The organism is Primorskyibacter sedentarius (assembly GCF_004342065.1).
GTDB classification, from domain to species: Bacteria; Pseudomonadota; Alphaproteobacteria; order Rhodobacterales; family Rhodobacteraceae; genus Primorskyibacter; species Primorskyibacter sedentarius.
Genome location: NZ_SLZU01000023.1, coordinates 1 through 24,444 on the forward strand (window position 1 = coordinate 1; position 24,444 = coordinate 24,444).

General features: G+C 57.7%; 25 protein-coding genes and 1 pseudogene. 7 read left to right on the forward strand and 19 right to left on the reverse strand.

Going from position 1 to position 24,444, the window contains the following annotated elements; all coding sequences use genetic code 11:
- The first annotated feature begins 348 nt into the window (after positions 1-348).
- The gene (locus EDD52_RS19870) at positions 349-1,785 is read left to right on the forward strand and encodes a DUF6880 family protein (RefSeq protein WP_132248265.1); all 1,437 of its coding nucleotides are present in this window, start codon (positions 349-351) and stop codon (positions 1,783-1,785) included.
- Between the two features lie 293 nt (positions 1,786-2,078).
- Here EDD52_RS19870 and EDD52_RS19875 read toward each other — a convergent pair whose 3' ends face one another.
- Positions 2,079-2,861 (reverse strand): GntR family transcriptional regulator, encoded by a 783-nt coding sequence (locus EDD52_RS19875; RefSeq protein ID WP_132248267.1) that lies wholly within the window; start codon positions 2,859-2,861, stop codon positions 2,079-2,081.
- Between the two features lie 76 nt (positions 2,862-2,937).
- Between EDD52_RS19875 and EDD52_RS19880 the strand changes: the two genes are divergently transcribed.
- From EDD52_RS19880 to EDD52_RS19890, 3 genes are all read left to right on the forward strand, one after another.
- Entirely contained in the window at positions 2,938-3,936 is a 999-nt protein-coding gene (locus EDD52_RS19880) for a TRAP transporter substrate-binding protein (protein ID WP_132248269.1), read from the forward strand.
- 115 nt (positions 3,937-4,051) lie between these two features.
- A complete protein-coding gene (locus EDD52_RS19885) occupies positions 4,052-4,507 on the forward strand; it encodes a TRAP transporter small permease (RefSeq protein ID WP_243652030.1) in 456 nt (151 codons plus the stop codon).
- Complete coding sequence (locus EDD52_RS19890; protein WP_132248273.1) at positions 4,504-5,787, forward strand: TRAP transporter large permease; 1,284 nt, start codon at positions 4,504-4,506, stop codon at positions 5,785-5,787. The genes EDD52_RS19885 and EDD52_RS19890 overlap by 4 nt, the downstream gene beginning before the upstream one ends.
- Positions 5,788-6,044: 257 nt before the next feature.
- Here EDD52_RS19890 and EDD52_RS19895 read toward each other — a convergent pair whose 3' ends face one another.
- The 9 genes and pseudogenes from EDD52_RS19895 to tnpA form a co-directional block, all read right to left on the reverse strand.
- Complete coding sequence (locus EDD52_RS19895) at positions 6,045-6,566, reverse strand: 2,4'-dihydroxyacetophenone dioxygenase family protein (protein WP_132248275.1); 522 nt, start codon at positions 6,564-6,566, stop codon at positions 6,045-6,047.
- Between the two features lie 12 nt (positions 6,567-6,578).
- Complete coding sequence (locus tag EDD52_RS19900; protein ID WP_132248277.1) at positions 6,579-7,283, reverse strand: SDR family NAD(P)-dependent oxidoreductase; 705 nt, start codon at positions 7,281-7,283, stop codon at positions 6,579-6,581.
- The gene (locus EDD52_RS19905; protein ID WP_132248279.1) at positions 7,280-7,912 is read right to left on the reverse strand and encodes a 2-dehydro-3-deoxy-6-phosphogalactonate aldolase; all 633 of its coding nucleotides are present in this window, start codon (positions 7,910-7,912) and stop codon (positions 7,280-7,282) included. Before EDD52_RS19905 ends, EDD52_RS19900 begins: the two co-directional genes overlap by 4 nt.
- Positions 7,912-8,829 carry a 2-dehydro-3-deoxygalactonokinase gene (locus tag EDD52_RS19910; RefSeq protein ID WP_132248281.1) on the reverse strand — a complete coding sequence of 306 codons (918 nt, stop codon included), beginning with the start codon at positions 8,827-8,829 and terminating at the stop codon, positions 7,912-7,914. Before EDD52_RS19910 ends, EDD52_RS19905 begins: the two co-directional genes overlap by 1 nt.
- Positions 8,810-9,481, reverse strand: a complete 672-nt coding sequence (locus EDD52_RS19915; protein WP_132248283.1) for an RraA family protein — start codon at positions 9,479-9,481, stop codon at positions 8,810-8,812. Before EDD52_RS19915 ends, EDD52_RS19910 begins: the two co-directional genes overlap by 20 nt.
- An 18-nt stretch (positions 9,482-9,499) precedes the next feature.
- Complete coding sequence (locus EDD52_RS19920; RefSeq protein WP_132248285.1) at positions 9,500-10,501, reverse strand: C-terminal binding protein; 1,002 nt, start codon at positions 10,499-10,501, stop codon at positions 9,500-9,502.
- 293 nt (positions 10,502-10,794) lie between these two features.
- Entirely contained in the window at positions 10,795-11,094 is a 300-nt protein-coding gene (locus EDD52_RS19925) for a type II toxin-antitoxin system death-on-curing family toxin (RefSeq protein WP_341539847.1), read from the reverse strand.
- Positions 11,095-11,191: 97 nt separating this feature from the next.
- Positions 11,192-11,416: an AbrB/MazE/SpoVT family DNA-binding domain-containing protein gene (locus EDD52_RS19930; RefSeq protein ID WP_132248287.1), complete on the reverse strand. Its 225-nt coding sequence runs from the start codon at positions 11,414-11,416 to the stop codon at positions 11,192-11,194.
- Between the two features lie 228 nt (positions 11,417-11,644).
- A pseudogene (gene tnpA / locus EDD52_RS19935) lies at positions 11,645-11,938 on the reverse strand (IS200/IS605 family transposase); the annotation flags it as partial.
- 249 nt (positions 11,939-12,187) lie between these two features.
- Between tnpA and EDD52_RS19940 the strand changes: the two are divergent.
- Positions 12,188-12,403 (forward strand): hypothetical protein, encoded by a 216-nt coding sequence (locus EDD52_RS19940; RefSeq protein ID WP_132248289.1) that lies wholly within the window; start codon positions 12,188-12,190, stop codon positions 12,401-12,403.
- Positions 12,404-13,294: 891 nt separating this feature from the next.
- Here EDD52_RS19940 and EDD52_RS19945 read toward each other — a convergent pair.
- The 5 genes from EDD52_RS19945 to EDD52_RS19960 all read right to left on the reverse strand — a co-directional run bounded on the left by EDD52_RS19945 (position 13,295) and on the right by EDD52_RS19960 (position 16,468).
- Positions 13,295-13,675 (reverse strand): VOC family protein, encoded by a 381-nt coding sequence (locus EDD52_RS19945; RefSeq protein WP_132248291.1) that lies wholly within the window; start codon positions 13,673-13,675, stop codon positions 13,295-13,297.
- 1 nt (position 13,676) lies between these two features.
- On the reverse strand, positions 13,677-14,690 hold the full coding sequence (locus EDD52_RS19950) for a zinc-binding alcohol dehydrogenase family protein (RefSeq protein WP_132248293.1): 1,014 nt from the start codon (positions 14,688-14,690) through the stop codon (positions 13,677-13,679).
- 64 nt (positions 14,691-14,754) lie between these two features.
- Positions 14,755-15,702 carry an L-dopachrome tautomerase-related protein gene (locus EDD52_RS19955; protein WP_165907598.1) on the reverse strand — a complete coding sequence of 316 codons (948 nt, stop codon included), beginning with the start codon at positions 15,700-15,702 and terminating at the stop codon, positions 14,755-14,757.
- A 284-nt stretch (positions 15,703-15,986) separates the two neighbouring features.
- Complete coding sequence (locus EDD52_RS23745; RefSeq protein WP_165907599.1) at positions 15,987-16,148, reverse strand: hypothetical protein; 162 nt, start codon at positions 16,146-16,148, stop codon at positions 15,987-15,989.
- A gap of 29 nt (positions 16,149-16,177) precedes the next feature.
- On the reverse strand, positions 16,178-16,468 hold the full coding sequence (locus tag EDD52_RS19960) for a putative quinol monooxygenase (protein WP_132248297.1): 291 nt from the start codon (positions 16,466-16,468) through the stop codon (positions 16,178-16,180).
- A 104-nt stretch (positions 16,469-16,572) separates the two neighbouring features.
- Between EDD52_RS19960 and EDD52_RS19965 the strand changes: the two genes are divergently transcribed.
- Positions 16,573-17,466 (forward strand): LysR family transcriptional regulator, encoded by an 894-nt coding sequence (locus tag EDD52_RS19965; RefSeq protein WP_132248299.1) that lies wholly within the window; start codon positions 16,573-16,575, stop codon positions 17,464-17,466.
- Positions 17,467-17,640: 174 nt separating this feature from the next.
- The gene (locus EDD52_RS19970; RefSeq protein WP_132248363.1) at positions 17,641-18,369 is read left to right on the forward strand and encodes an SDR family oxidoreductase; all 729 of its coding nucleotides are present in this window, start codon (positions 17,641-17,643) and stop codon (positions 18,367-18,369) included.
- A gap of 215 nt (positions 18,370-18,584) precedes the next feature.
- Here EDD52_RS19970 and tal read toward each other — a convergent pair whose 3' ends face one another.
- The 4 genes from tal to EDD52_RS19990 all read right to left on the reverse strand — a co-directional run bounded on the left by tal (position 18,585) and on the right by EDD52_RS19990 (position 24,436).
- The gene (tal, locus tag EDD52_RS19975; protein WP_132248301.1) at positions 18,585-19,529 is read right to left on the reverse strand and encodes a transaldolase; all 945 of its coding nucleotides are present in this window, start codon (positions 19,527-19,529) and stop codon (positions 18,585-18,587) included.
- Positions 19,526-21,577, reverse strand: coding sequence for a transketolase (gene tkt, locus EDD52_RS19980; RefSeq protein ID WP_132248365.1), 2,052 nt, complete (start codon positions 21,575-21,577; stop codon positions 19,526-19,528). The genes tal and tkt overlap by 4 nt, the downstream gene beginning before the upstream one ends.
- Positions 21,578-21,650: 73 nt before the next feature.
- Entirely contained in the window at positions 21,651-23,459 is a 1,809-nt protein-coding gene (locus EDD52_RS19985; RefSeq protein ID WP_132248303.1) for a SulP family inorganic anion transporter, read from the reverse strand.
- A 20-nt stretch (positions 23,460-23,479) separates the two neighbouring features.
- The gene (locus EDD52_RS19990) at positions 23,480-24,436 is read right to left on the reverse strand and encodes a formylglycine-generating enzyme family protein (protein WP_132248305.1); all 957 of its coding nucleotides are present in this window, start codon (positions 24,434-24,436) and stop codon (positions 23,480-23,482) included.
- Positions 24,437-24,444: the final 8 nt, after the last annotated feature.

Consider the following 24,444-nt stretch of genomic DNA (forward strand, 5'->3'; position numbering starts at 1 on the left):
AAGCAGAGGAGGCCTTCTATGCAAACTTGAACGCGGTCGAAAAAGTAGCCTAATCATTGAACCAGAAACTCTCCGGTAAACCCGGGGCGGTTCAATCCGGAAGCGGTCGGGCCGCCGACCAAATAGGCCGACCCTATGTAAGCCGCCATCAATCGCGACGTCGAAACCGATATTCTTGTAACCTCCCATATTACCCGTTCGACATATCGGTTGCGGCAACAAAGATCGGTAAGGCGGTCGAAGATGTCAGAAGACTGAGCCCCTGAAAGAGGCCTTTGTTGCTTGTCGCGGGAAGACCTGTGCGACATTGTTCGCAGGATCCTCTGCAACGACGTCTGGCACCTCGACATGTCCAAGAAGACCCTGAACCAAGCCAACCTCGAAAAGCTGGGCGCGGAGACGCTTGCCGAGCTGGTCATGGAACTGGTCAAGGGGAGCGCGGTCCTGCAACGTCGCGCGCGGATGGCGCTTAGCGCTGCACAGGGGCCCGGGGAGGTTGCCGCCGATCTGCGCAAACGCTTCGCCTCTCTGCGGCGTTCGACCAGCTTTGTGAACTGGCGCAAGCAAAGGGCTCTGGTCAAGGATCTCGAAGGGCTCTTGGGGATGATTGAGACCTCTGTCATCCCCCATGACGCAAATGAAGCGTTCGAACTGCTTTGGGCTTTCCTGCAGCTGGCCCTGTCGATCCATGAACGCACTGATGACAGCAACGGCGCGGTGGGCGGGATCATGGGGGAAGCGATGGAACTGATCGCAAAGATCGCGCCCAAGATTTCCACGGACCGCATCGCCCTGGCCGAACGCGTTCTCGACGCTGTCGCCGATGCGGGTTACGGCGAGTTCGACGGGATCATCCCCGCAACGGCAGAGGCGCTTGGACAAGACGGCCTCGAACATCTCAAGCAGATCACGAAAGCCTGGGCCGACGCGCCCCCGACTGAAGAAGAGCTTGAGCAATACCAAGGTTACGGCCTCATGTCGTCTGCCGAAGACAGCGTGCGGCGCAACAAGCAGCTGACACGGTCGATTATTCTGGCGGACGTCGCGGACGCCCAGGGCGATGTTGATGCCTATATGGCCCGCTATTCCGCAGAACAGCTGACATATGGCACCATCGCCCCCGATGTCGCGCGCAGATTGCTGGATGCAGGGCGTGTTGACGAGGCCTTTGTTATCGTTACCCGGGCCCGTGTCGCCGAAGACGGCAAGTCCTACCGTATGTTCCGCTATGATCTCGACGCTGTTTATGAAGACTGCCTTGACCGGCAGGGCAAGACGGACGAATTGAAGGCACATCTGTGGACCACGTTCGAGCAGACCCTGAATCCAGCCAGTCTTCGGAAGTATCTGAAACTGCTTCCGGATTTCGACGATATCGAGGCGGAAGAGGCGGCATTGGATTTCGCGGAAACCTATCAGCACCTGGAGGCGGCGATCAGATTCCTCGTCGACTGGCCAAGTCACGAACGCGCAGCACGGGTCGTGCTCGCGCGGGCTGAAGAACTGAACGGGGATGCCTATCACACCCTCACAACCGCGGCAGACACGCTCGCGCCCGAGCATCCGCTTGCCGCCACGCTGATACGCCGCGCCATGGTTCTGGACACGTTGAGCGGCGGAAAGTCCAAACGCTATCGCTACGCCGCCCGCCATCTGGGCGACTGTCAGTCATCCGATGCCGCCATCGAGGACTATGGAGACTTTGCTTCCCATGGGCAGTTTCTCGAGATGCTTAAACAAGACCACGGCCGAAAACACGGTTTCTGGCGCTTGGCCGATCCGTAGTCTGGCCATTTGCAGCAATGCAAACCCTGCATGATCTGCCGCATTGCGGCCTATCAACGTTGCCGTTCCTGCGGTGCGCAGAGAAGCACAGATCAAGTTATGCAGGCACATGTGGCGACCGCGTACTTAGCTCTTCGCTTCGCGATCTCAGCGTGTGGTATGCCATGCAGATTGCATGCGTTTCGGGTTCAAATTTTATCGAATGACACGGTGACTGAATTAGCTACTGGTCATCCGATTCAAATTTGTCGTCACTCATGTCTCACCGCGAGCTGACCAGTGAAACCAAAGCCCTACTTCCTGTTGGGGCGGGGGATCTTCCGGTGAGCCGCGGAAGCGAGCGCGATGTCCTCGATCCCGTCCCCATAGGTGCGTTCTCCGCGCGTAACATGACGCTTAAGAACCTGACTTGCCTTATCGATATCTCCGTCCCTGAGTGCCTCGGCAATTTCGATGTGCTCGCCCATGGATTTGTCGGTGTGGGTCGGGTGGTGTGACAGATGCGTGCGCAGCGCGGCCACCTTGCCGCTGATCGCATGATAGCCTTCGACAAAGAAGTCGTTGCCGCAGAACTCGAATATCGCGGCGTGGAAACGTCCGTCGAGGCCCAGATACTTTGCTGTGTTTCCTTTCTCACTTGCCGCAGTCATTGCGCCGCAAATGTCGAAGAACGTCGCAACCAGAGCCTCGCCATCACGCGCCATTGAAAGTTCGAGCGCGGAGGATTCCAGCGCATAGCGGTATTGCGCCAACTGGGCCACGTCCTTGACGCTCATCGTGAAGACGAACGTGCCCTTTTGCGGAACCACCGTTACCAGACCTTCATGTTTCAAGAGCGCCAGCGCTTCGCGAACCGGCGTCTTGCTGATCCCCAAGGTTTCAGTCAGAGACTTTTCGGACAGAGCCGTACCCAAGGCATATTGCCCGGTGATGATAGCATCCCTGATCGCATCAGCCGCGATGTCGCACAATGATTTCGGCCGCTCGATCTGTCCGATCTTCTTACTGCTCATACGCCTGAACCCACGTTGTTTCACGTACAACCTAGCACAGGCGCAAATCTGTTGCACCAGCATTTCATATCTGATACATCAGATACTAGATCTAAAACGCTGAGTTTTCGGATCACTGATATATCTTTGGGAGGACCACTTGTTTTATAAATCCACACTCGTGCTCGGCGTGATTCTATCCGCGGGCCTGGCACTCTCCGCCAATGCTGAAACCGTCATCAAGATCGGCCACGGCACCAACGAACAATTCCATATGCACCGCGCCTTGTTGAAATTCGAGGAATTGGTCGAAACGGGGTCGAACGAGGAAATCGACGTTCAGATATTTCCCTCGTCGCAAATGGGACCGGACCGGGAGATGATCGAGGGCGTCCAGACCGGCGTTCTCGAAATGGCGGTGCCGCCCTCATCGTTCTTTGCGGGCTGGGATCCTGCATTTGGCGTGATCGAACTGCCCTACATGTACGCCTCCAAGGACATTGCCCTCGACGTTCTCAATGGCGCGGCCGGCGACGACATGATGGCCCGGCTCGAAAGCCAGGGTCTGGTCGGCCTTGGCTGGATGGAACTCGGCGTTCGCAACATCACCAACAACACTCGCCCGATTGCCACGCCAGAGGATCTGGAAGGCGTCAAACTGCGCACGATGAAGGTGCCGGCCCATGTCGCCACTTTTGAGGCCCTGGGTGCCAACCCGACGCCGATGAACTTCGGCGAGGTCTATTCCGCCCTGCAACAAGGCGTAATCGACGGTCAGGAGAACCCGCTGGCCATCATCACCTCGGCACGGTTCTACGAGGTGCAGAAATATCTTTCGACCACGGGTCACGTCTTTGCCGTGTACCTGCCGGTGATGAGCAAATTCTTTTTCGACAGCCTGTCGGAGGAGCACCAGGCGCTGGTGATGGAATCCATGGCCGCCGCCGAGACCTATCAGCAGGAGCTGATCGAAGCCGAGGTCGCCTCTCAACTCGAAGAGATCCGCGCAGCCGGTGTCGAGGTTCTGGAACTGACCGCGGAGCAGCGCAAGGCCTTCGCCGAAAAGACCGAAGCAGTGCGCCTGCAATACCGCGACGAAGTCGGGGCCGAAGCCTATGACAACTGGGTGGCCGCGGTTGCTGGCGCGAGCGGTAGCTAAGTCCCGGCACGTTGACTGAACACGGGGCCCATTTCTTGTCGGAGGTGGGCCTTTCCAAATTTGGGAGGGACTTATGCCAATACTCAAGTGGTTGGACATAAATGCAGAAAAGACGATGGCGAGTATCTTGCTGGCGGCCATTGTCCTTCTGATCTTCGGCAACGTTTTCATGCGTTATGTCATGAACGCATCGCTGTCCTGGGGCGAAGAGCTGACGCTCTGGTTCTTCGTATGGTTCGTCTGGATCTCGGTCAGCTATGCGTTCAGCCGCAGGGAACATGTACGCATCACCGTGCTGCGCGATCTACTGGGCGGGCGGAAGCAATTGTACGTTGATCTGGCAGTTGATCTGCTGGTTCTCGCGTTCCTTGTCGTCCTCACCTTTGAATGCATCAAGTTGATGCGGCTACCTTTCGTTGCCAGCCAGTCCTCTGTGGTTCTGGGTTTGCCGATCCCGATCCTCTATGCTTCTGCCCCGGTCGGCGCGGCACTGTCGTCGATCCGGATCCTCCAGAACATGACCAAGACACTGCGCGGCCTCAAGAGCGGCGACACAGGAGATCTGATATGATTGCCACGACGATATTCCTTGCGCTGATCCTGCTGTTGCTGGTCAGCGTACCGATCGGGATCTGCCTTGGTCTGGCAACGATGATCGTCATGTTGTTTGTCGACGGCGCACCGCCGATGGTGCTTCTGTCACGCTCAGTCGTCACTGGCGCCGACAGCTTTCCGCTGATCGCAGTGCCGCTGTTCATTCTTGCCGGCGACCTGATGCAGCAGGGCGGCATGTCGCGCAGATTGGTGGCGTTTGCCAATTCGCTGATCGGTCACATCCGGGCTGGTCTGGCCTATGTCAACGTGCTGGCGTGCCTGTTCTTCGCGGCCATTTCCGGATCGTCGCCTGCGACGGTGGCGGCCATCGGATCGAATATGATCCCCGAGATGGAAAAGGTTGGATACAGCCGCAGGTTCAGCGGTGCCTTGACCGCGTCTTCAGGCATGATCGGGGTGATGATCCCGCCCAGCATCCCGTTCATCATCTACGGGGTCACTGCGGAAGTCTCAATTGGCAAGTTGTTCCTCGCCGGAGTCGTGCCCGGCATCATGTTCGCCATGATGTTCATGCTAGTGGCGCGCCTGTTGCTGCGCAACGACACCGAGGTCGTGCAATCGGCGACCGAGTTTTCCGCCGAAGATGTCTGGACTACGTTTCGCAAATCCGTCTGGGCGCTATTGGTGCCGGTAATCATCCTTGGCGGCATCTACAGCGGCATCTTCACCCCGACCGAAGCGGGCGCAGTGGCGGTGGTCTACGCGGTGATCGTGGGCATTTTTGTCTACCGCGATATCCGTTTTTCGGACCTTCCGGGGATCCTGGCCACCAGTGCACGGACAAGCGGCACGATCCTAATCCTGGTGATCATGGCGACGGCCTTTGGCCGGGTGCTCACGCTGGCGCAAATCCCTTCCACCTTGGCGACAAGCCTGACCAGCCTGTCGGACAATCCGATAATCGTCCTGTTGCTGATCAACCTGCTGCTGCTCTTCATCGGCATGTTCATGGAGACGATTTCGTCTATCATCATCATGACGCCGATCCTGTTGCCCGTCGCACTTGCGCTGGGGGTCGATCCGATTGCTTTCGGCGTGATCCTGACGGTCAACCTTGCCATCGGGTTCTGCACGCCGCCATTGGGGGTCAACCTTTTCGTCGCAAGCAGCATTTCCGGCGTCTCGATCGAGCGCCTCAGCAAGGCCATCCTGCCGTTCTTTGTCGGCATGCTCATACTCTTGATGTTGATCACCTACATACCGGCGATATCGTTGACCCTGCCCGCCTTGTGGTAGGGCCTTGAGACACGTGAATGGGCGGACTGGTGTTTCTCAGTCCGCCCTTTACTCCTGTCCAGTGCCAAAAGGCCGTTGCATTAAAGCCTGTGACTTTTCCAATTCGACATTTGGGATCTCGGGCCTTCGTCCAGTACTTCACTGGCCCAGCTCATCATCCAGCATTGCATCAATGATTGGTTCCGACAGCAAGAAAGGCCCGCGGCTTCGAAGGGAAGTCGCGGGCCTTTTGGCATCAAACAGTCGGAGCCTTGGGCTCAGCGAATGAACCGCTCGGCGTAGTCTTCGCCAAGACCGACCTCGGCAAAGTGCTTTCTGCACAGATCGATCTTGGTGAACACGTCTTCATAGCCCAAGACCTCGCCCCAAGGATCGACGTAGCACATCACGCCGTTCACCTGGAAAAAGGTTATCATTTCATCAACATCGTCCGGCACAACAAGCGTGTGGGTTTCGCCCGGAGGCTCGAAAACATAGCCGCCCTCTTCGGCCACCCAATCGTGTTCCAAGTAGTGCCAGCGCCCTTTCAGGACGAACCCGTGCACCGGCTGCGGATGGCGGTGGCGCGACAGCACACCGGCTTTCCGCACCTTGAGCAAGTTCATCCAATAGCCCTGCGACCGGTTCAGGCATAGCGGCCGGAACCAGACGTTGTCGGCCTGCGGAACCCACAAGCGGTCATCTTCGGGTATGGCGTCGGGGACGACGATCTCGTCCAGCGCGTCCTTCGGGAAAGGAAGCTGATAGGGCGTTCGTGGGTCGTTCTGTCTGTCAGACATGGGTGTTTCTCCTTAAATTGCCAAATAGCCGCCATCCACAGGATAGACGGCACCGGTCACAAAGCTGGCCTCTCCGGACAGGAGCCATTTGACCAAAGCTCCCACCTCTGCGGTTTTGCCCCATCGCCCCATCGGGGTGCGCGCAAGGATCGCGTCGCCGCGAGACGGATCGTCCCGCAGCCCCTGGGTCATTTCGGTTTCGATCCAGCCGGGCGCAATCGCGTTGACGCGGACCCCATCCGCCGCCCATTTGCCCGCCAAAGCCTTGGTCAGTTGCGAGACACCGCCTTTGGAGGCGGTGTAGGCCGGCACCAAGGGCCCACCGAAGGTGCTGAGCATCGAGGCGGTGTTAACAATGGCCCCCTTCGAGCGCGTCAGCAAAGGCAAGGCAGCCACGCAACAGCGCATGGTTCCGGTCAGGTTGACGTCGATGACCTTTTGGAACGCGTCCAGATCATACTCTGCACCGCGCATAAGGATGCCGGCGCAATTGACCAGACCGTCCAGTTGCTCGATATCGCCGAAGACGGCTTCGACCGAGGTTGGATCGGTCACATCCAGTAGGAGGCATTCGATACCCGGAACGTTCTCGAAGGCCTCGATTTCGGCCTGAGAGATCGTGGCGGCAATTACAGACCAGCCCGCCTGAGCAAGCGACTTACTGACCCCGGCTCCAATGCCGCGGGTGCCACCGGTGACCAAGACTGACTTTGTCATTCTGGCCTCAATTGGTTGAAAGAGTTGACGAATCCTGTTGCGCGCTTCATCAGGCCTTCAATCGAGTAGGACGGCTTGAACAAGGCCGATCCCAGCCCGAACCCATCAGCACCGGCGGCCAGGTAGTCACCCATCGTATCCGGTGTGACGCCGCCGACGACGGCAAGCCGCGCGTCTTTTGAGAGCACGGCTCGCATCGCCTTGATCGCCGCGGGGGGAACCAGTTCGGCGGGGAAGAATTTCAACATGGCAGCGCCAAGGTCTAAAGCGGCGAAAGCCTCAGTCGGAGTCAGAACCCCCGGACACCATTTCGCCCCAAGCTCGACTGCGCGGGCTCCGACGCCCGGGCTCATATTGGGCGCCACGATAATTCGGCCCCCGGCATCGACCACTGCCGAAACGTCTCCGGGCGTCAGTACCGTTCCCGCGCCGACGACGATCCTGTCACCGTATTTCTCGGCAATCCTCGCAATCGATCGCAGCGGGTCCGGCGAATTCAGCGGCACCTCAATAATGCGGAACCCGGCATCGACCAGCGCGTCGGCCACGTCTATCGCGCGGTCCGGTTCAAGGCCGCGCAGGATCGCGATCAATGGGATTTCGGCGAGTGCGTCGTTCCAGATATCCATCACAGTAACCCCGCGTATGTTGCGATTGCGAAATGCCCTCGCGCGGCGATATCGTGGGGCGCGCGCTTGCAATTCAGGTCAAAAATTTCGCATGCGATCTGATAGCGGTCCGCCAGATCGTCGCGGCCGACAATCGTGATCGGGCCGCCGTCGGAACTGACCGATTTCGTGGCCTCAAGCTCTGCCCCGATCAGCATTCCGGACAGGAAATCTGTCACCATGTTGGCGTCGATCCTGCCGAACAGCGGCAAGGTGCGAACGTGAAACAGTGTGCGCAGCAGGTTGTGCCCTCCATCACGACCGGCAACAACACCCTCGCGAAATCCGGCTTCGTTGAAATCCCCATCCTGAATCAGCGCGCCGAGGATCGTGTGGTCCCGCAGGGCGGCAAAGACATCGCCCGTCATGTAAGTTGCGAAACGTGCAATGCTTCCGCCCCGGACATCAATCCACTTGCTGTGCGTGCCGGGCATTACAAAGGTGCCGTCGCCACCGATCCCGTCGAGCGCTCCGACGATCTGGGTTTCCTCGCCCCGCATCACGTCTGGTGCGCCGCCACTTTCGTCGGTCATGCCGGTGACAAAATGTACTGTCCGACCGTTTTCTGCCTGATGCTCCGCCAGTGCATTGGCAAGCGCATCTGCGCCAGAGGGCGTCGATACATAAGGCGTCTCAACCCAGCCATTGCGGCTGGTGATCATACCCGATGCGATGACCGGCAAATTCGAATGCGCATTCCAAGGCGCCAGAAGTCGCGCGAAGGCACCCTCGAAATCGCGATCTGGCACTTGCAGGATGCCCTCTCCCGACGACTGCCGGTCGAGCACCTCGCCGTCCGCACCTATAAGGAAAGCGCGTAATGAGGAGGTGCCCCAGTCAAGTCCGATCAGCACGGGATCAGATGCGACCGAATTCATTCAACAGGTCCTCCACCGTCTTGCCCTTGGCCACCCATTGGCGGGTCTTTTCTTCGCGTTCGGCCTGTTCGGCCGCCTGCTTTACAACCTCTTCCGCCCGATCCTGCGGAATCACCACGACGCCCATCAGATCTGCAACGATGAAATCGCCAGGATTCACCACGACCCCGCCACAGGCGATAGTCACGTTGATTGAAAGCTCTTCCTTGCGCTCGGAGAACATTGTGTGCGTCCCGCGCGGTGTGATCGCGCGAGTCCAGATCGGCCAGCCGATGTCTTCCAACTCATCAGTATCGCGCCCTGCGCCATCTACGATCATTCCGCGAATGCCGCGGTTCTGGGCCAGACCTCCCATGAGCCCGCCACACACGGATGTATTGGGGTCGCCGCCGGCGTCGACCACGATCACGTCACCCGGCTGCCCCATTTCGAGCGCTTTCAGCGGATCGACAAGATCGCCCTTGGACAATTGAACGGTAATTGCCTGCCCAGCGACCTTTGCGCGGAAAGCAGGCTTGATGCCGCTGTCCATCACGCCTGTCCGATACTGCACGTCAGCAAAAACGGCGGCGGCGGAGTAGCATTTCACCACCTCGTCGAACTTCGCCAGAAGTTCCGGGCGACGTTCGAACTCATTGTAGACTTTCAGCATTTCTCTTCCTTTCGGGGATCAGGATATGGCTACGAGCGCTGCAGCGTTGACGGGGAAGTCCGGCGTCTGGCCGGTAAGAACCTTGGCGACCTGGGTCGCGGCACCGATCCGCGCGGCGCGGATGGATTCCTCCGAGTAATAGGCGGCATGCGGCGTAATCAGGACATTCGGCAGGGTGAAGATCGGGTTGTCCGACGGATTCCAGGAGCTGCGCTTGGCAGGCTCTTCCTCGGGATCATCCAGACCAGCTGCGGCCAGGTGGCCCTCGGTGAGCGCGCGATAAAGCGCCTTGTTGTCGACCGTCGGGCCACGCCCGGTATTAACCAGAATGGCCCCCGGCTTCATCGCGTCAAATTCCGCATCCGACAGGAAATGCCGGGTGTCCTTGGTCATCGGCGCCTGCATGAGGATGTAGTCGGACCGCGCCAGGAGGTCTGCCTTGGACACCAGTTCGACATTAAAGCTTTTGGCAGCCTCGGCAGGCAGGAATGGATCGAAAGCGATGACCTTGGTGCCGAAGGCCTGCGCCCGATGCGCAATGGCTTGGCCGATCTTGCCCAGCGACACGATGCCCATGGTACGACCGCGCAGCCGATGAACCGGCTTACCGCTCTGCCATTGCCAGATGCCCTTGTGTGTGGCCCGGTCATACTCCGGCAGCTTGCGCGCCAGTGTCATCCACAAGGCGATGGCGTGATCGGCGACCTCTTCGGTGCAGTAGTTGCGCACATTGGTAACCAGGATGCCCTTGTTCGTCGCGGCTTCTACATCGACGATGTCAACCCCGACACCGTAGCGGGCGATCACCTTGCACCTCTCCATGCGTGCGATCGTCTCCGCTCCAACGCGGGCATACTGGTTCATGATAGCTGCGCAATCTTTTGCTTCTTCAAAAAGTTCGGCTTCCGATTTGGCTTGCAGCGCCACGACTTCTGCACCGGCGTCCTCAAGGATGGTGCGTTCGACTTCCACATCGCCGAAATCATAGTCGGTGATGACGACCTTAGGTTTCGAGACCATTTCTTCTCCTCCAATAAATGATCTGTCGCGGGCTCGTTGACGTCGGCAACCCGGCAGGCTCTTAAATCTCATATCTGATGTATCAGTTACAAGTCAATGGTATTCCACAAGAGTGAGCGGTGTTGGAAAACTCAGCGTTTGGGCTGCACAGGCCTTGACGAACAGGGCTCGCCCCGGGCTGTGGATGCGCGGGTCAAGGGTGGCCGCTTCGGAGCCCGCCGATACTTGTCACAAAGCGCACGATCTATCTGAAGATAATTAGGAGATGCCGCTAAGACGGCGCCTCCAAGGGTTCAAATCTGCGGACCTCGGAGCGGTGTCATGCCCTCAGACAGCCATTTCGCAAATGTGGCCTCATCGACAGTACTCGACGCAAGGTCCTCCATCCGCTTGACACCGCCGATCGCCTCGGCGCGAAAGGCATAGCCGTTCAGGCGCAAGAAGGTGACGGCTGTTACAGACGCTGTGCGTTTGTTGCCGTCTACAAAGGGGTGGGCCTTTGCAATTCCAAAGGCATCGGCTGCCGCAATCTCTGCAATGCTGGGATCTGAACACGCGACCAAGTTCATCGCGCGGGCGAGGCCCATCTCCATCAATGCCTTGTCGCGCAGACCAGGCGAGCCGCCGTGCCAGGCAATTGTCGGTCTTGGATGGTGATGACAGCCGGGAGCAGCACCCAGATGTACGACATCACGCCAGCGCCTGAAGCAGAACCCGGTTTTCGTCCATCACGATCTCGGCTGTGGCCAATGCTTCGGCGACCGAAGTATCATGCGCCATGAGACTGAGCGTTCCGTCGTCTCCGCGCACCACGAACCGCGTATCGCCCTCTTTCGCGTCATGAATGGTCAGCATCTCCGTCGTTAACGTGATGACAGCAGAGTTTCCCACTTTCCGGGTCTTGGAGTCGATCATGTGACAGTCTTCGGATACCTATTCGTATATACTCAGGTCACCGCCTCGATAAAAGGGTGTCGGCGTAACGTGACGATCACAGCCTCCTCTCCAGCTTTCCTAAGAGGCTTCTTGTCCTGTGCAGGCAGCACTGCCTTACGAGCTGTGAAGCTGTCGTCGAGGGTACGCTTAGACTGCGGCGCTTGGTTGCGGTCGTAGTGAACGACACACCGGCTGACGCCGGTGGCATCATTTTGCGGAATGTAATTCCAGGTACTGCATGATGATGTCGTCTGTCACATTTCCCGAGGTGGTCGAGAAGTATCCGCGGGCCCAGAACCGTCTGCCCCAGTAACGCTTGCGCAAGTCGGGAAACTCCATCTGGATGCGACGCGATGACCGGCCCTTGATCCGCTGCATCACGTCCGACAGCGACAGCTTGGGCGGGATTGACAGGAACATGTGGACATGGTCCCGCGCGAGCACCCCGCGTACGATATGGACGCCCAGTTCCTCGCAGGTCTGGCGGATGATCTCGCGGATCCCCGATGCGGCCTGTTCTTGGCCTTTTAGCTGAAACGCGGCAGGAATGCAGATTGCATCCGGACATAGCTGACCCCTTCGTTTCTCACTGATGCCTTATCGCGGATCGCGGACAGGCCGTGCCCTCAGCTCACGCTTCGGCAAGCAGAAAGACGGCTTCCACCTTCGGCGGACCCTCCGAATTTCAGCTTGCGCCCTGCCCTGACACGATCCGCTCCTTTCAAGCCATCGAAACAAAGGAGATCAGCCATGACCAACTTCATCCTCACCGTTCCCGTCAAATTCACCAAAGACGGCAAAGAGCAGACCACCTACCGCCGCGTCGGCGCCGTGTTCGAGAACACCAAGACCGCAACCGGCGAAACCTTCCTCTCGATCAAGCTGGATTTCCCGGTGGCCGTGACCGAACTGGTTGCCTTCCAGTCCAAACCGAAAGGCGACGAAGGCGGCGACGATCACCCCTAAGCCCCTGCGGGCCTGGGGCGGCACAAGCCGCCCCTACTCATCCTTGCTCTGCCCCGGCATTTCCGCTTCCGATCTGCCGGGAAACGCCTCGACCACCACCCAGGCCATGCAGTCGCGTTGGCCGCATTTCGGGCAGGTCAAACTGCCCATTATCCATCTCAGAAACTCATGCTCTGAATGCCGCTGGCGCAGCCAAAAACCGTGCAGATACCACGGACTTGCCCCGCACATGCAGCTCACTCTGGCCGCGTGCGCAGCTCCGATGCTGCCCACGCGCAGAGTGTAGAGAGGGGCAAGAAAGGTTTCGCGGATCATCGGAGAACATTAGAAGAACATCACGCGCGAAGGAAGGTGCGTTATTGATCCTCCTGCGCGCTTTTTTCTAGCGGGCGACGCCCTTGCAATGATCCTCGATCACGTCACCGAGCTGGTCGGCAAAGAGCCCAAACCTACCACGCTCGCAGCTGCAGAATGTTGCAAACACAGAAAAATACTTAGGCCACGACGGCTCAGACCGGTCACTCACCTCCACGTCGAGCGCCGCAACGCAGCTTTCGCATTCCAGCCATTCATCCATCGCACAGCATACTTACAGGCTCGATAACGGTTGCGCGGAAAAATCCGACATATCTCCGGAGTGGCTATCGCCGATGCAGAAGGCCCTACGCCCCGTAGCGATGGCTGTTTTGTGCTGCACCGGGTTTCTGAAGCGCGATCACTCACAGGCACTAAACTATACTAACCGGAATCATTCAGCTTGTTGCTTTGAAACGTATAAATAGGATGGCGGGCCATTTTTGTTTTCGTCGGGACTAAATCTGTGACATCCATAATTGCTTCGCTTTCACGGCGCAGGATACCTTAATAAAACTGCCGACCGCCATTGGCTCGTCATTCTTGCGAAATGAAATCGATGTGGACGTGATTGCCATCGGGATCGCGGAGGTGGAACTGCACAACTCCGATCTCGTCCAGTTCGAAGCGCTGATGAGGAACGGCTCTGTGACTCAATTTTGCCTCAAAATCTGCTTTGCCTGTCGCGGTCAAGGCGAAATGTTCGAGTTTGAGTTTCACCTCGGAACCGACCGCCGGATCACCGCCATGCCCGACCAGATGGATGACAGCGGCGTCGCCAGCATAAAGCCAGGCGCCCGGGAATGGAAAGTTCGGGCGCGCGCCGGTGCGCAGGCCCAATATGTCGCCGTACCAGGCCACCAACGCTTCGACTTGGGTGGTTTGGATGTTGACGTGATCAAGCCTGCGCACCTGCATCTCAGAAGCCTTCCAGTACGATCTTGCCCTTTGCCTTGCCACTTTCGATCAGGGCATGGGCGCGCTTCAGGTTTTCGGCATTGATTGTGCTGAAGCTCTCGGTCGCGGTAGAGCGCACTTTGCCTGCGTCGATCAGGCCAGCCACGGTATCGAGGATTTCACCCTGACGCGCGATGTCGTCGGTAGTGAACAGCGAGCGGGTAAACATCAACTCCCAGTGGATCGACACGGCTTTGCCCTTGAACGGCATGATGTCAAAGCCCTTGGGGTCGTCAATCAGGCCAAAGCGGCCCTGCGGCGCGATGAATTCGGCGATCTGCGGTACGTAGGTTTCAGAATAGTTGGTCGAGAACACGAAGGCAGGTGCGCCTATGTTCAGCGCAGCAATCTGTTCGGGCAGCGGTTTGGAATGGTCTACTACGTGGTGCGCACCCAGTTCCTTGACCCACTCTTGGGTTTCGGCACGCGAGGCTGTCGCGATGATCGTCAGGTCCGTCTGCTGGCGCAAAAGCTGGATAGCGATGGATCCAACGCCTCCCGCGCCGCCAATGATCACAATGGCATTCGCAGCACCCGGCACCGGATCGGTAACCTTCAGGCGGTCAAAAATCATCTCCTGCGCGGTGAGCGTGGTCAGCGGCAGCGCGGCGGCGGCAGAGGTTTCGATTGTCTTAGGCGCGTGCCCGACGATACGGGCATCGACGAGGTGATATTCGGCATTGGTGCCGGGGCGGTTGATCGCGCCCGCGTACCAGACCTGGTCGCCGGTTTTGAACTGGCTGACCTTGTCGCCAATTTCAACAACCTCACCCACGGCATCCCAGCCGAGGATCACAGGCGTATCGTCTTCTGCACGGCGGTTCTGGCGAACCTTCGTGTCGACGGGGTTGACCGACACCGCCGCAACCTTGACCAGGATGTCGTGGCCTTTTGCGGTCGGTTGTTCGATCTCAAGGTCGATCAGGGCGTCGGCGCGATCAATGGCGCCGTTGGTGGTATAGCCGATGGCTTTCATCTTCATTCTCCGAGACTGGAATAATCGGAGCGGCAACGTTTGTCCGGTGCCGCAAGGTGTTGGATCAGGGTTTCGCGGTCAGGATGACATAGCTGTGGTCGCTGCCATCGTCGCCCATGTTCAACGCGGGGTGCGTGTGCAGCTGGTTGGCGACGATGTACATCGTGCCATCCGTTGCAAAAGCAAAGCCATCGGCCCACCGCAGCAGCTTGTCGTCCTGCGCAAAGATTTCGAAGCTGTCCGGTGTAGACACCGTCACGGCATTGCGGGTGACGTCGCCGGAGAACACTCGGCCCTGTCCGTCGATGATAAAGCCGTCGTTCGGGCCTTTTTCGGCGTAGCGGGTTATCTGGCCCGCCAGCGCGGCATCGTCCAGCGCCGCATCTGCCAAAGCGGCGGCGGGGATGCGCCAGATGTCGCGGCCATTCATCGTACCGAAGTAAACGTTATCGAACGTCGGGTCGATTGTGATCGCGTTCATCGACAGGTGCCAGGGGGTCGCGTTGCCGTCGGCGTCTTTAAAGCCAACCAGATTGCCGTCGATGACAACATCCTCGTCAGATGGCATCAGTGTCCCGGATGCTTCTAGAACGCGGCGTGCAGTGCCGGTTTCAAGGTCGATCACAATAAACGCAGGCTTCAGGTCGGCCGCTGGTGCCGTGAAAGTCATGTCGGCGATGTAAATTTTGCCGCGCTCTTCATCGAGGGCGAAATCCTGAAGGAAAGAGATCGGTGTGACGACGTCGGACGGGATTTCAATGATCTTATGGAGCGCGTCGGCCTGTGTATCCCAACCAACCAGTTTCGGTGCGCTGTCCGCGCTACCCATGTCGAGGATCCACACGATGCCGTTTGCATCCGATTTGATCCCGATGGTGCCAGCAATACCGACGTCGCCCGCTTCGGGGCCATCTGCCCAGTCCTGCGTCGGGAACGGAACCTTGGTGCCGTCTTCAAGAACTTCGACAACGCGCAAAGTGGGGCCATCCAGCGGCTGCTGTGTGATGATCACGCGGTTGTCCGGTGTCACGGTGATGTTGCCGGGGCGCGTGTCGCTGATTTCCGCAAAGGTTATCAGGTCAGCGGTGGTATCGGCAGATGTTTGCGCGGCGAATGCAAAGGACAAAGCAATTGCGGATGTGAGCAGTTTTGTCGGTGTCATGGGAGGCGCCTTTCAGAGGAGCGATTGGGACTTCGGAGTGGGGATATGTGAGGCACACCTCCCCGTGATCCGGCACACAGGTGCCAGATTTTTGGTAATCACGGGAAAGGGTTTTGTGTTAGTCGGTGAAATGGTTACTTGCGAAAGACGCGTCGTAACCACCCCGCCAGATCGACGGCGGATGCCGCCGACCCACGGTTCCGGATACCCGCTATGTCATGTGGCGACAGCCGCGCGTCCGGGCGTTTTACGTCCTTTGGTTGGATTTCTGCTGTGGTGGCGTGGGTCGTTTTCATGATGCGGTCTCCGGTTGTCGTGGGGTCGCTCAGTCGATGTGGGACATCTCGTTGAGAATGAATTCCGCAACAGCCCCATCGGTGGCGGCCATGTAAGCGGCCAGATGCGGCGCGTTCATATGCGTCTGCCAGAGATCACGGCTTTCCCAGTTTTCGTAGAACATGAAATGCGCAGGGTTTTCGTTATCCTGATGCAGATCGTAGTTGATGCAGCCCTCTTCGGCGCCGGTGATCGGGACCAGCTTCAGCAGCTCGGCTTTGACCAGGTCGATCTTGTCGGCGTTGGCGTGAATGTTGGCGACGATTGTAAGCTTGGACATTGGGTTGTTCCTTTGAATGTCTGTTCTGATGAGGGAGATATACAACGCGGGTATTTGCGGATAAACAGACATCACTCGAAATGTTAATCCGGAAATTCCGTTCAATGTTGATCGACAACATCCGCCTGTTCCTGACCATCACCGAGAAAGGCAGCCTTGTCGCCGCCGGGCGCGAGGCCGGGCTGTCCGCCACCACGGTCTCGGAGCGACTGGCCGCCCTCGAGGCGCATTACGGCGTTGTGCTGTTCAACCGAACGACGCGCAAACTCAGCCTGACCGATGAGGGGCGCACACTGTTGAGCGGGGCGAAGCTGGTGCTGGGAGAAATCGAAGATCTCGAAACGCGTATCCGCCACGGGGCCGATACCCTTTCGGGGCCAATCAAGGTCAGTGCACCTATCGACATTGGCCGCAGTATCGTGTCGAAGGTCATCTCACGCTTTACGACCGAAAACCCCGCGATTTCAATCGAGTTGCTTTTGTCGGACGGCTATGTGGATATCGTCGGGCAAGGGTTTGATCTGGCGTTGCGGTTTGGCACGATCACCGACAGCACGTTGCGATTGCGAAATCTGGGCCATTTCCGACGGATTGTCTGCGCGTCACCTAGCTACATCGATGCGCATGGCGCGCCGCAAAAGCCGGCCGATCTGGCCCAGCACAACTGCCTGATCATGCGGTTCGGGACGACCCTGGACAATGTCTGGCGCTTTGGAACCGACAAGAAGCCACAAACCGTGACCGTGCGCGGCAACAAGACTGTCAACGACGGCTCTTTGGTACGGCAATGGGCCTTGGAAGGGTGTGGCATCATTCTGAAATCGGAACTCGATGTGGCACCCGATATGGAGGCCGGAAGACTTGTCGCCCTCCTGGAAGGCTATGCACCGCCGGCCAATCCGCTCCAGATGATGTTCCCGCCCGGTCGTGCCCAGCCGCGGCGTGTCCGGGCGTTGGCAACCGCAATTGGCAACGCGATGATTGCACGGGAATCGTAGCCGCCGACCTTTCTGCCGTTTGGCACGTCACACTGTCTCCTGTTTCCCGTCCCCCATGCGACCGCGTGTAGAATTTCTTGGGATGAAAATGATTCATTCCTTCATGATTATTACGAAGTTCATGGAATGCCTGGCGAAATGGTAAGACGCGGAGACCATTTTATGGAGAAACGGATGGCAGGGCATTTTTCTAAAAAGATCGCAGTAATCACTGGTGGGGCTTCGGGAATCGGCCTGGCAACCGCCGAGGCGCTGATTGCGGAAGGCGCGATGGTTGTGCTGGTAGATCGTGATCAGGCCGCATTGAAAAAGGAAACCGACCGACTGGGCGGACGGGCGTTGGCGCAAGTGACGGATCTGCTTGATCCCGACAGCTGCGCTGCCATGGTGCCTGAAATTCTGGGAAAGACCGGCCAGATTGACATCCTTCACTGCAACGCAGGAAGCTATATCGGCGGGGATTTGATTGAAACAACATCAGCCGCGATCGACCGGATGTTGAACCTCAATATCAATGCTGTGATCAAGAATGTGCATGACGTGATCCCGCATATGACGGAACGTGGTGCGGGCGATATCATTGTCACTTGCTCTATCGCCGGGCACGCTGCCATCGGGTGGGAGCCAGTCTATTCGGCGTCCAAATGGTCGATGACCAGTTTTGTACAGATCATGCGACGTCAATTGTCCCAAAAGGGGATCAGGGTCGGTCAGGTTTCCCCCGGTCCGGTGGTGTCGGCGTTGCTGGCCGACTGGCCTGAAGAAAACCTGAAAAAGGCACGCGAAAACGGTAGTCTTATCGAACCGTCCGATGTGGCGGAGGCAATAGTCTTCATGCTGTCGAGGCCACGCAACATCACCATTCGCGACATCGTGGTTTTGCCCTCGAATTTTGACATCTGATCAATCATTTTCGGACCGGGCGTTTGCCTCTGGCACCGGACATGCGGTGCCAGAGCTGTCTCGCAGAACATCGACATCGGAGTTTTGGCGCGCTGTCAGCCAGGGGATTTTCCCGTGTCGGCGGGAACCCCTGCCGACAGCACATCTGATCACTACGGTGAGCCTTGTTGCCGGCCATCAGGCCGGTTGCTTGGGTTAGAAAACCGCTTGGTCGCCTATATTTTCTGTGCGAGCAACCCAAGAAGCTTTTGATGATCAGCATTGAAATTGCGAATGCCCTCGGACAGTTTCTCGGTCGCCATCGCGCTTTGGTTCATGCCCCAGCGGAAGTCAGATTCGCGCAAAACCGTCTTGTTTTCTTCTGTCGAAGCTGACAGCTCGTTCAACATCCTCGGGACCGGGTTCGTGTCTTTTCCAAGCTCCGCAAGCAATTTGGGTGCAATGGTCAGACGATCACAGCCTGCTAGGGACTTGATCTGATCAGTGTTGCGAAAAGATGCCCCCATGACAATCGTGTTGATTCCGTGTGATTTGTAATACTCATGGATCCCCCGAACAGACTTAACACCCGGGTCTTCCTCAGGCAGATAGTCTTCAATCCCGGTTGCCTTTTTGTACCAATCGGTGATCCGACCGACAAAGGGCGAGATCAGGAAAACACCAGCATCAGCGCAAGCCTTGGCCTGCTCCAAGGCAAAAAGAAGCGTGAGATTGCAGTCAATTCCGGCTTTCTGCAACTGCTCTGCGGCGCGAATGCCTTCCCACGTCGACGCCAGCTTTATAAGGATGCGGTCGCTGCCGACGCCGCGGTTTGCATAGTCTTCAACAATCTCATTTGCTTGACGAATAGAGCCTTCGACATCAAACGATAGCCGTGCATCCACCTCGGTTGAAACCCTGCCCGGAACCAATGTTGTGAGTTTTGCACCAATGGCAACGGTCAACGTCCTGCACAGGGTCGCGACATCCATTCGCCGGCTCCTGGCCGTCGCGACTTCGGATGCAATGAGGTCCTGTGCGTCATCTGCGCTCAACGCCGCCAGCACCAATGACGGGTTTGTCGTACAATCTTGTGGCTTGTGATGTTTCACGAGCGAAGCGTCACCCGTATCCGCCACGATGACCGTCATTTCTTGCAGTTGTTCCAATGCGCTTTTCATGCGAGCTCTCCCGTTTGACACTGCACAGATTTCTGTGCGCGATGATTGTTCAGAAGGCGCAGGCATTTATCCGAAATGGCCTGCGCCGTGATGCCAAATTCTTCGTAAAGGGTTTCTGCGCTTGCCGAGGCACCGAAGCGATCAACGCTGATGACGTGATCGTCGCTTTCCACATAACGTGTCCAACCGAATGAACTCGCGGCCTCGACAGCCATCCTTGGCGCGTCGCCCAGGATTTCATCGCGATAGGCTTTGGGTTGCGCATCAAACAGGGACCAACAGGCGAGCGATACGACCGCAACCTCGAAGGATTCCCTGGCGAGTTGTTCTGCCGCATCCAGCGCGATGGCGACTTCTGTGCCGGTCGCCAGAATTGTAAGGTCGCGTTTTCCGCTCGGTTTGCGAATGAGATAACCGCCCCTGGAAACCATGTTTTCTGCGGTAGCTTCGGTGCGCAATGCTGGCGTGCCCTGACGCGACAACGCAAAAAGCGACGGTGCATTCAGCGTCAACGCCGTCTCATATGCCTCCAGCGTTTCGATGGCGTCTGCCGGGCGAAACACGTGAAGTCCGGGGATGGCACGCAGACTGGCAAGGTGCTCAACGGGTTGGTGCGTTGGACCATCTTCACCCAATCCAATCGAGTCATGCGTCATGATGTAAATGACCCGCGCCTGCATCAAGGCAGAGAGACGGATCGCGTTGCGCATGTAGTCGGAAAAGACCAGAAACGTGCCGCCATAGGGCACAAATCCGCCGTGCATGGCGATGCCATTCATTGCTGCGGCCATGGCAAACTCTCTGACGCCATAGTTGACGTAACGCCCTGATCCCTCTGCGCTGAACACGGTCGACATCGCGGTCGTTTTTGTCAGGTTCGATCCGGAAAGGTCGGCTGACCCGCCAATCATCTCGGGCAAATGTGTGGTCAGGACTTGCAGCGCCATTTGGCTCGCTTTTCGCGTGGCGACTTTGGGTTTTGATTGCGCCCAATCTGCCTTTGTGGCTTGGGCCAGCTGACCCAGATCGTCCGGCAACTGCCCCGACATCCGTCGGTCATAAGACGCCGCTGTATCCTTTGGCAATTGCGCCAACCTGTTGCGCCACGCATTGTGTTCGGCATCATTTCTGGCGCCAAAGGCGCGCCACGTCGCCAAATGATCATCCGGTATTTCAAATTTCGCAGCAGGAAGATTCAAAGCCGCTTTTGCGGCAGCCGCCTCATCTGACCCAAGCTTTGATCCATGCACGCCCGATGTGCCGGATTTTGTCGGCGCGCCAAAGCCAATGGTTGTCCGAAACAAGATGATTGAGGGGCGCGTCGTTTCCGCGATAGCGGCAGCCAGAGCATCATCAATTTCATCATGTGTGTGACCACAGGCCGTCACAACATGCCATCCAAGTGCTTTGAATTTTGCCGCTGTATCCTCGGAAAAGGACAAATCAGTACTGCCGTCGATGGTGATGCTGTTCATGTCATAGAGCAAGTTCAAATGCCCCAGCCTTAGATGCCCGGCCAGAGATGCCGCTTCCTGGCCTACGCCTTCCATAAGGCAACCATCCCCGGCAAAAACCCAGGTTCGGTGCGAACAGACGTCGGCGCCAAACTCGTCGCGCAAACGACGTTCAGCCAGCGCCATTCCGACCGACATCCCAAGCCCCTGTCCTAACGGACCGGTTGTGACTTCCACACCGGGCGTATGTCCTACTTCCGGGTGCCCCGGCGTCTTGGATCCGGCTTTGCGAAAGGCTTTGATATCATCCAGTTCGACTCCCGGCACCCCTGTCAGGTAGAGCAGTGAGTAGAGAAAAATAGAAGCATGTCCGTTTGACAGAATGACCCGGTCGCGATCGTGCCAATCCGGGTTGGCCCCGTCAAACCGCAGATGTTTCGCATAAAGAACGGCCGCGATGTCGGCCATTCCCATGGCAGCACCGGGATGGCCGTGCCCGGCCTCTTCCACGGCATCAATCGCCAACCCACGAATGACATTTGCTTGTACTCTCAGCTGACTGGAACTCAACTGGGCTTTTTCTGGTTCGCTCATATTAGGTCTTCCCTGATTGGGGTGATCATTGGACTTGTGATATTGCAGAATGCTGACGCGACTTTTGCGATCGCTAAAACCGATAAATCTGTTCAATTTCGGGGGGCGGTTTCTGTTTGTCGGCCCCCTCTGGTGCTGGCTTGTCACCGCATTCGGAAAAGGCCCGGATTGTACAGTCCCGGCAAATACTGTCGCGCACTTGTGCGACGACTGCGGCGACGGCTTCGGCCTTGGTTGGGTGGACATGGTCACGGCCCAACACGTCAAAAAGACCCATCTCGTCCAAAGCGCGCACTGTCTCCATGTACGCGACGACAAGGTGGAAATCCCCGCCGTTCTTGCGTGCGCGCAGAGCCTCTGCCATCAGCAAATCCACACCCGACAAGTCAATCTTGCCCAGCCCTTTCAAAGCGAGGACCTTGTAATCTCGCCCCGGATAGGCCGTTTCATATCTGCGAAATTCACGTTCAATATGCTCGACCGAGCCAAAGAACAAAGGTCCTTCCAGCCGCTGCACAAGGACTTGCGGACACTGCTCGAGATTATGAAATGGCACGCCGCGCATCAAACGGCGACCATGGTACATGACCGGCGCAAGCACCGCGACATGCGGGCGGGCGCTGCGGTGCAAGAAGACAGCAAGCGAAGCAACCACGCCGACAAAAATCGCATTTTCAAGTTCGGTAGCGACGCCGGTTACAAAGGTCAGCAGCAGGATTAGCGTTTCGCTTCGACTGTTCGCGATCAGGTGCCGGATTTCCGCGAAATTGATCAAACGCCACGCGACAAAGATGATGATCCCGGCCATCGCAGGCTTGGGAATCCGGTCCACAAAAGGCGCCAACACTAGCAACATGATCAACAAAAAGCCCGCTGCAAAGATGGCAGACATCGGAGTTTTTGCGCCACTTTCCGCGTTCAAGGCAGACCGTGTGAACGATCCGGACCCGGCATAGGCCTGAAAAAAGCCGGCCACGGCATTGGACAGCCCCTGGCCGATAATCTCCTGGTTTGAATCATATCGCTCGTGTCGCCGCATTGCGAATGCACGTCCGATGCTGATGGCTTCCAGAAGACCGATGAACGCAATGGAAACCGCACTCGGAAGCAGCGAAACAACCTGAGAAACAGACGTTTCGGGTATGCTCAGGCTTGGGATCACCGAAGGCAGGCTCTCAAACATCGCAATGCCCAAGGTGCGCGCGCCCAGGATTTCACCCAAGCCCGCCCCGACAGCCAGCGCAAAAAGGTAGGCCGGGAGTTTGCGGTTGATTTTCTGGACTATGACAATCGTCGCAAGCGTCCCCCCCGCGATCAGCAAGGCGACAGGATTGAAGCCCTCCAAGTGCTCGGCCACTTGCCATATGCGCTCGACGACACCACCGCCCCCTTCGGTTTGGATACCAAGCGCGCCACCGATCTGTGAGGCACCGATCAAAAGTGCTGCGGCCGTAGTAAACCCGACCATGACGGAATGGGAAATGAAAGAAATCAGACCGCCAAGCCGAAAGACACCCGCGAGCAACTGAAACAGCCCGACCATGATGGTAAGGGTCAATGCCATGTGAATGTAGATCGGTGTTCCGGCAGGGGCCATCTGAGACAGGGTCGCAAACATGACCGCGGAAATCGCCGTCGTCGGCCCCGACACCATGATCATTGAGGTGCCCCAAATGGCCGCGATAACCGGCGTGATCATCGCCGTGAACAAACCGTATTCCGGCGGCAGACCGGCAATAACGGCAAAGGCCACGCCTTGTGGCAAAACGATTGCGGCATTGGTCAGCCCTGCAACCGCATCGTCTTTCAACGTGACGCGATTTACTGCCCCATACCAAGGGCGTCTCAGGCTGAGATTGGCGGTGAGTTGACGGGTATCCATCTTATGCACTTCGCTGGGTGTTAAGCGTTGACATCATAGACCAACCTGAACCCTTGATGTGACATAGCGCTGTCAGGAGAAGTCCCGCTGCGCGCGGCTATTCTATAGCGATAGCAATAACTTGGGTGGCATAGAAACGATCCGCCTTTGGTGATCTTGAACCCGGCTTTACCGCTATGGGCGCGTTTCACTGACTTCTTGAGCGACCGAACGGTGAAAGGCTGGGATGTCCACTCCCAGACGTTGCCCACCATGTTGAAAAGACCATAAGGGTTCGGCCCGAATGACTGCGCGGGTGCAGTGCCGATATATCCATCGCGGCCCAAGTCTTTGTCCGGAAAGCGCCCTTGCCAGATGTTGCACGGAAAGTAGTTGGTATCGTCGGGCTCTTTGTTACCCCAAGGGTAACGAATATCGCCAAGTCCGCCGCGTGCAGCATGTTCCCACTCGGCCTCTGTCGGCAGTCTGCCACCAGCCCAGGACGCAAAGGCATTTGCGTCATTCCAGCTCACATGAACGACGGGATGGTCAGGCTTGGTATCCGCTTCGGAACCGGGGCCATAAATGGCGCGCCAAGTGGCTCCTTTAATCATCAGCCACCAAGGCGCACCTGGAACGGATGGCGCATTCAATGCGTTGCCGGAAAGGAACCCCCGGAAAACAAATGAATCTCCCAGCCGTTCAGCCTCGGTTTCATAGCCTGTCGCGGCAACAAATGCGGCAAAGCGAGCAACCGTAACCGTCGTCGCGTCGATCCGAAACGGCTTGACCTTGCTTTGGCGGAAAGGGGCCTCGCCATCAATCGCAAGTTCCGGCCTGTCTGTGCCAAGAAACCCGGTCCCGCCCGGAATGTCGACGATATCGTGTTCGGCGGAGTCATCGCTGGTGGGAAAGGTCTGATGCCCAAGCGCGTGGTCGTCGCGTACCCGAGCGGGACCGCAGCACGCACTTGAACCATTTTTCTCGCTCTCGGTCATCAGACATC

Coding starts and splice junctions, on each gene's coding strand:
- EDD52_RS19870 (WP_132248265.1), top strand. CDS start 349: ATGTCCAAGAAGACCCTGAACCAAGCCAACCTCGAAAAGCTGGGCGCG.
- EDD52_RS19875 (WP_132248267.1), bottom strand. CDS start 2,861: ATGCTGGTGCAACAGATTTGCGCCTGTGCTAGGTTGTACGTGAAACAA.
- EDD52_RS19885 (WP_243652030.1), top strand. CDS start 4,052: ATGGCGAGTATCTTGCTGGCGGCCATTGTCCTTCTGATCTTCGGCAAC.
- EDD52_RS19890 (WP_132248273.1), top strand. CDS start 4,504: ATGATTGCCACGACGATATTCCTTGCGCTGATCCTGCTGTTGCTGGTC.
- EDD52_RS19895 (WP_132248275.1), bottom strand. CDS start 6,566: ATGTCTGACAGACAGAACGACCCACGAACGCCCTATCAGCTTCCTTTC.
- EDD52_RS19900 (WP_132248277.1), bottom strand. CDS start 7,283: ATGACAAAGTCAGTCTTGGTCACCGGTGGCACCCGCGGCATTGGAGCC.
- EDD52_RS19905 (WP_132248279.1), bottom strand. CDS start 7,912: ATGGATATCTGGAACGACGCACTCGCCGAAATCCCATTGATCGCGATC.
- EDD52_RS19910 (WP_132248281.1), bottom strand. CDS start 8,829: ATGAATTCGGTCGCATCTGATCCCGTGCTGATCGGACTTGACTGGGGC.
- EDD52_RS19915 (WP_132248283.1), bottom strand. CDS start 9,481: ATGCTGAAAGTCTACAATGAGTTCGAACGTCGCCCGGAACTTCTGGCG.
- EDD52_RS19920 (WP_132248285.1), bottom strand. CDS start 10,501: ATGGTCTCGAAACCTAAGGTCGTCATCACCGACTATGATTTCGGCGAT.
- EDD52_RS19925 (WP_341539847.1), bottom strand. CDS start 11,094: ATGGAGATGGGCCTCGCCCGCGCGATGAACTTGGTCGCGTGTTCAGAT.
- EDD52_RS19930 (WP_132248287.1), bottom strand. CDS start 11,416: ATGATCGACTCCAAGACCCGGAAAGTGGGAAACTCTGCTGTCATCACG.
- EDD52_RS19940 (WP_132248289.1), top strand. CDS start 12,188: ATGACCAACTTCATCCTCACCGTTCCCGTCAAATTCACCAAAGACGGC.
- EDD52_RS19945 (WP_132248291.1), bottom strand. CDS start 13,675: ATGCAGGTGCGCAGGCTTGATCACGTCAACATCCAAACCACCCAAGTC.
- EDD52_RS19950 (WP_132248293.1), bottom strand. CDS start 14,690: ATGAAAGCCATCGGCTATACCACCAACGGCGCCATTGATCGCGCCGAC.
- EDD52_RS23745 (WP_165907599.1), bottom strand. CDS start 16,148: ATGAAAACGACCCACGCCACCACAGCAGAAATCCAACCAAAGGACGTA.
- EDD52_RS19960 (WP_132248297.1), bottom strand. CDS start 16,468: ATGTCCAAGCTTACAATCGTCGCCAACATTCACGCCAACGCCGACAAG.
- EDD52_RS19965 (WP_132248299.1), top strand. CDS start 16,573: ATGTTGATCGACAACATCCGCCTGTTCCTGACCATCACCGAGAAAGGC.
- EDD52_RS19970 (WP_132248363.1), top strand. CDS start 17,641: ATGGCAGGGCATTTTTCTAAAAAGATCGCAGTAATCACTGGTGGGGCT.
- tal (WP_132248301.1), bottom strand. CDS start 19,529: ATGAAAAGCGCATTGGAACAACTGCAAGAAATGACGGTCATCGTGGCG.
- tkt (WP_132248365.1), bottom strand. CDS start 21,577: ATGAGCGAACCAGAAAAAGCCCAGTTGAGTTCCAGTCAGCTGAGAGTA.
- EDD52_RS19985 (WP_132248303.1), bottom strand. CDS start 23,459: ATGGATACCCGTCAACTCACCGCCAATCTCAGCCTGAGACGCCCTTGG.
- EDD52_RS19990 (WP_132248305.1), bottom strand. CDS start 24,436: ATGACCGAGAGCGAGAAAAATGGTTCAAGTGCGTGCTGCGGTCCCGCT.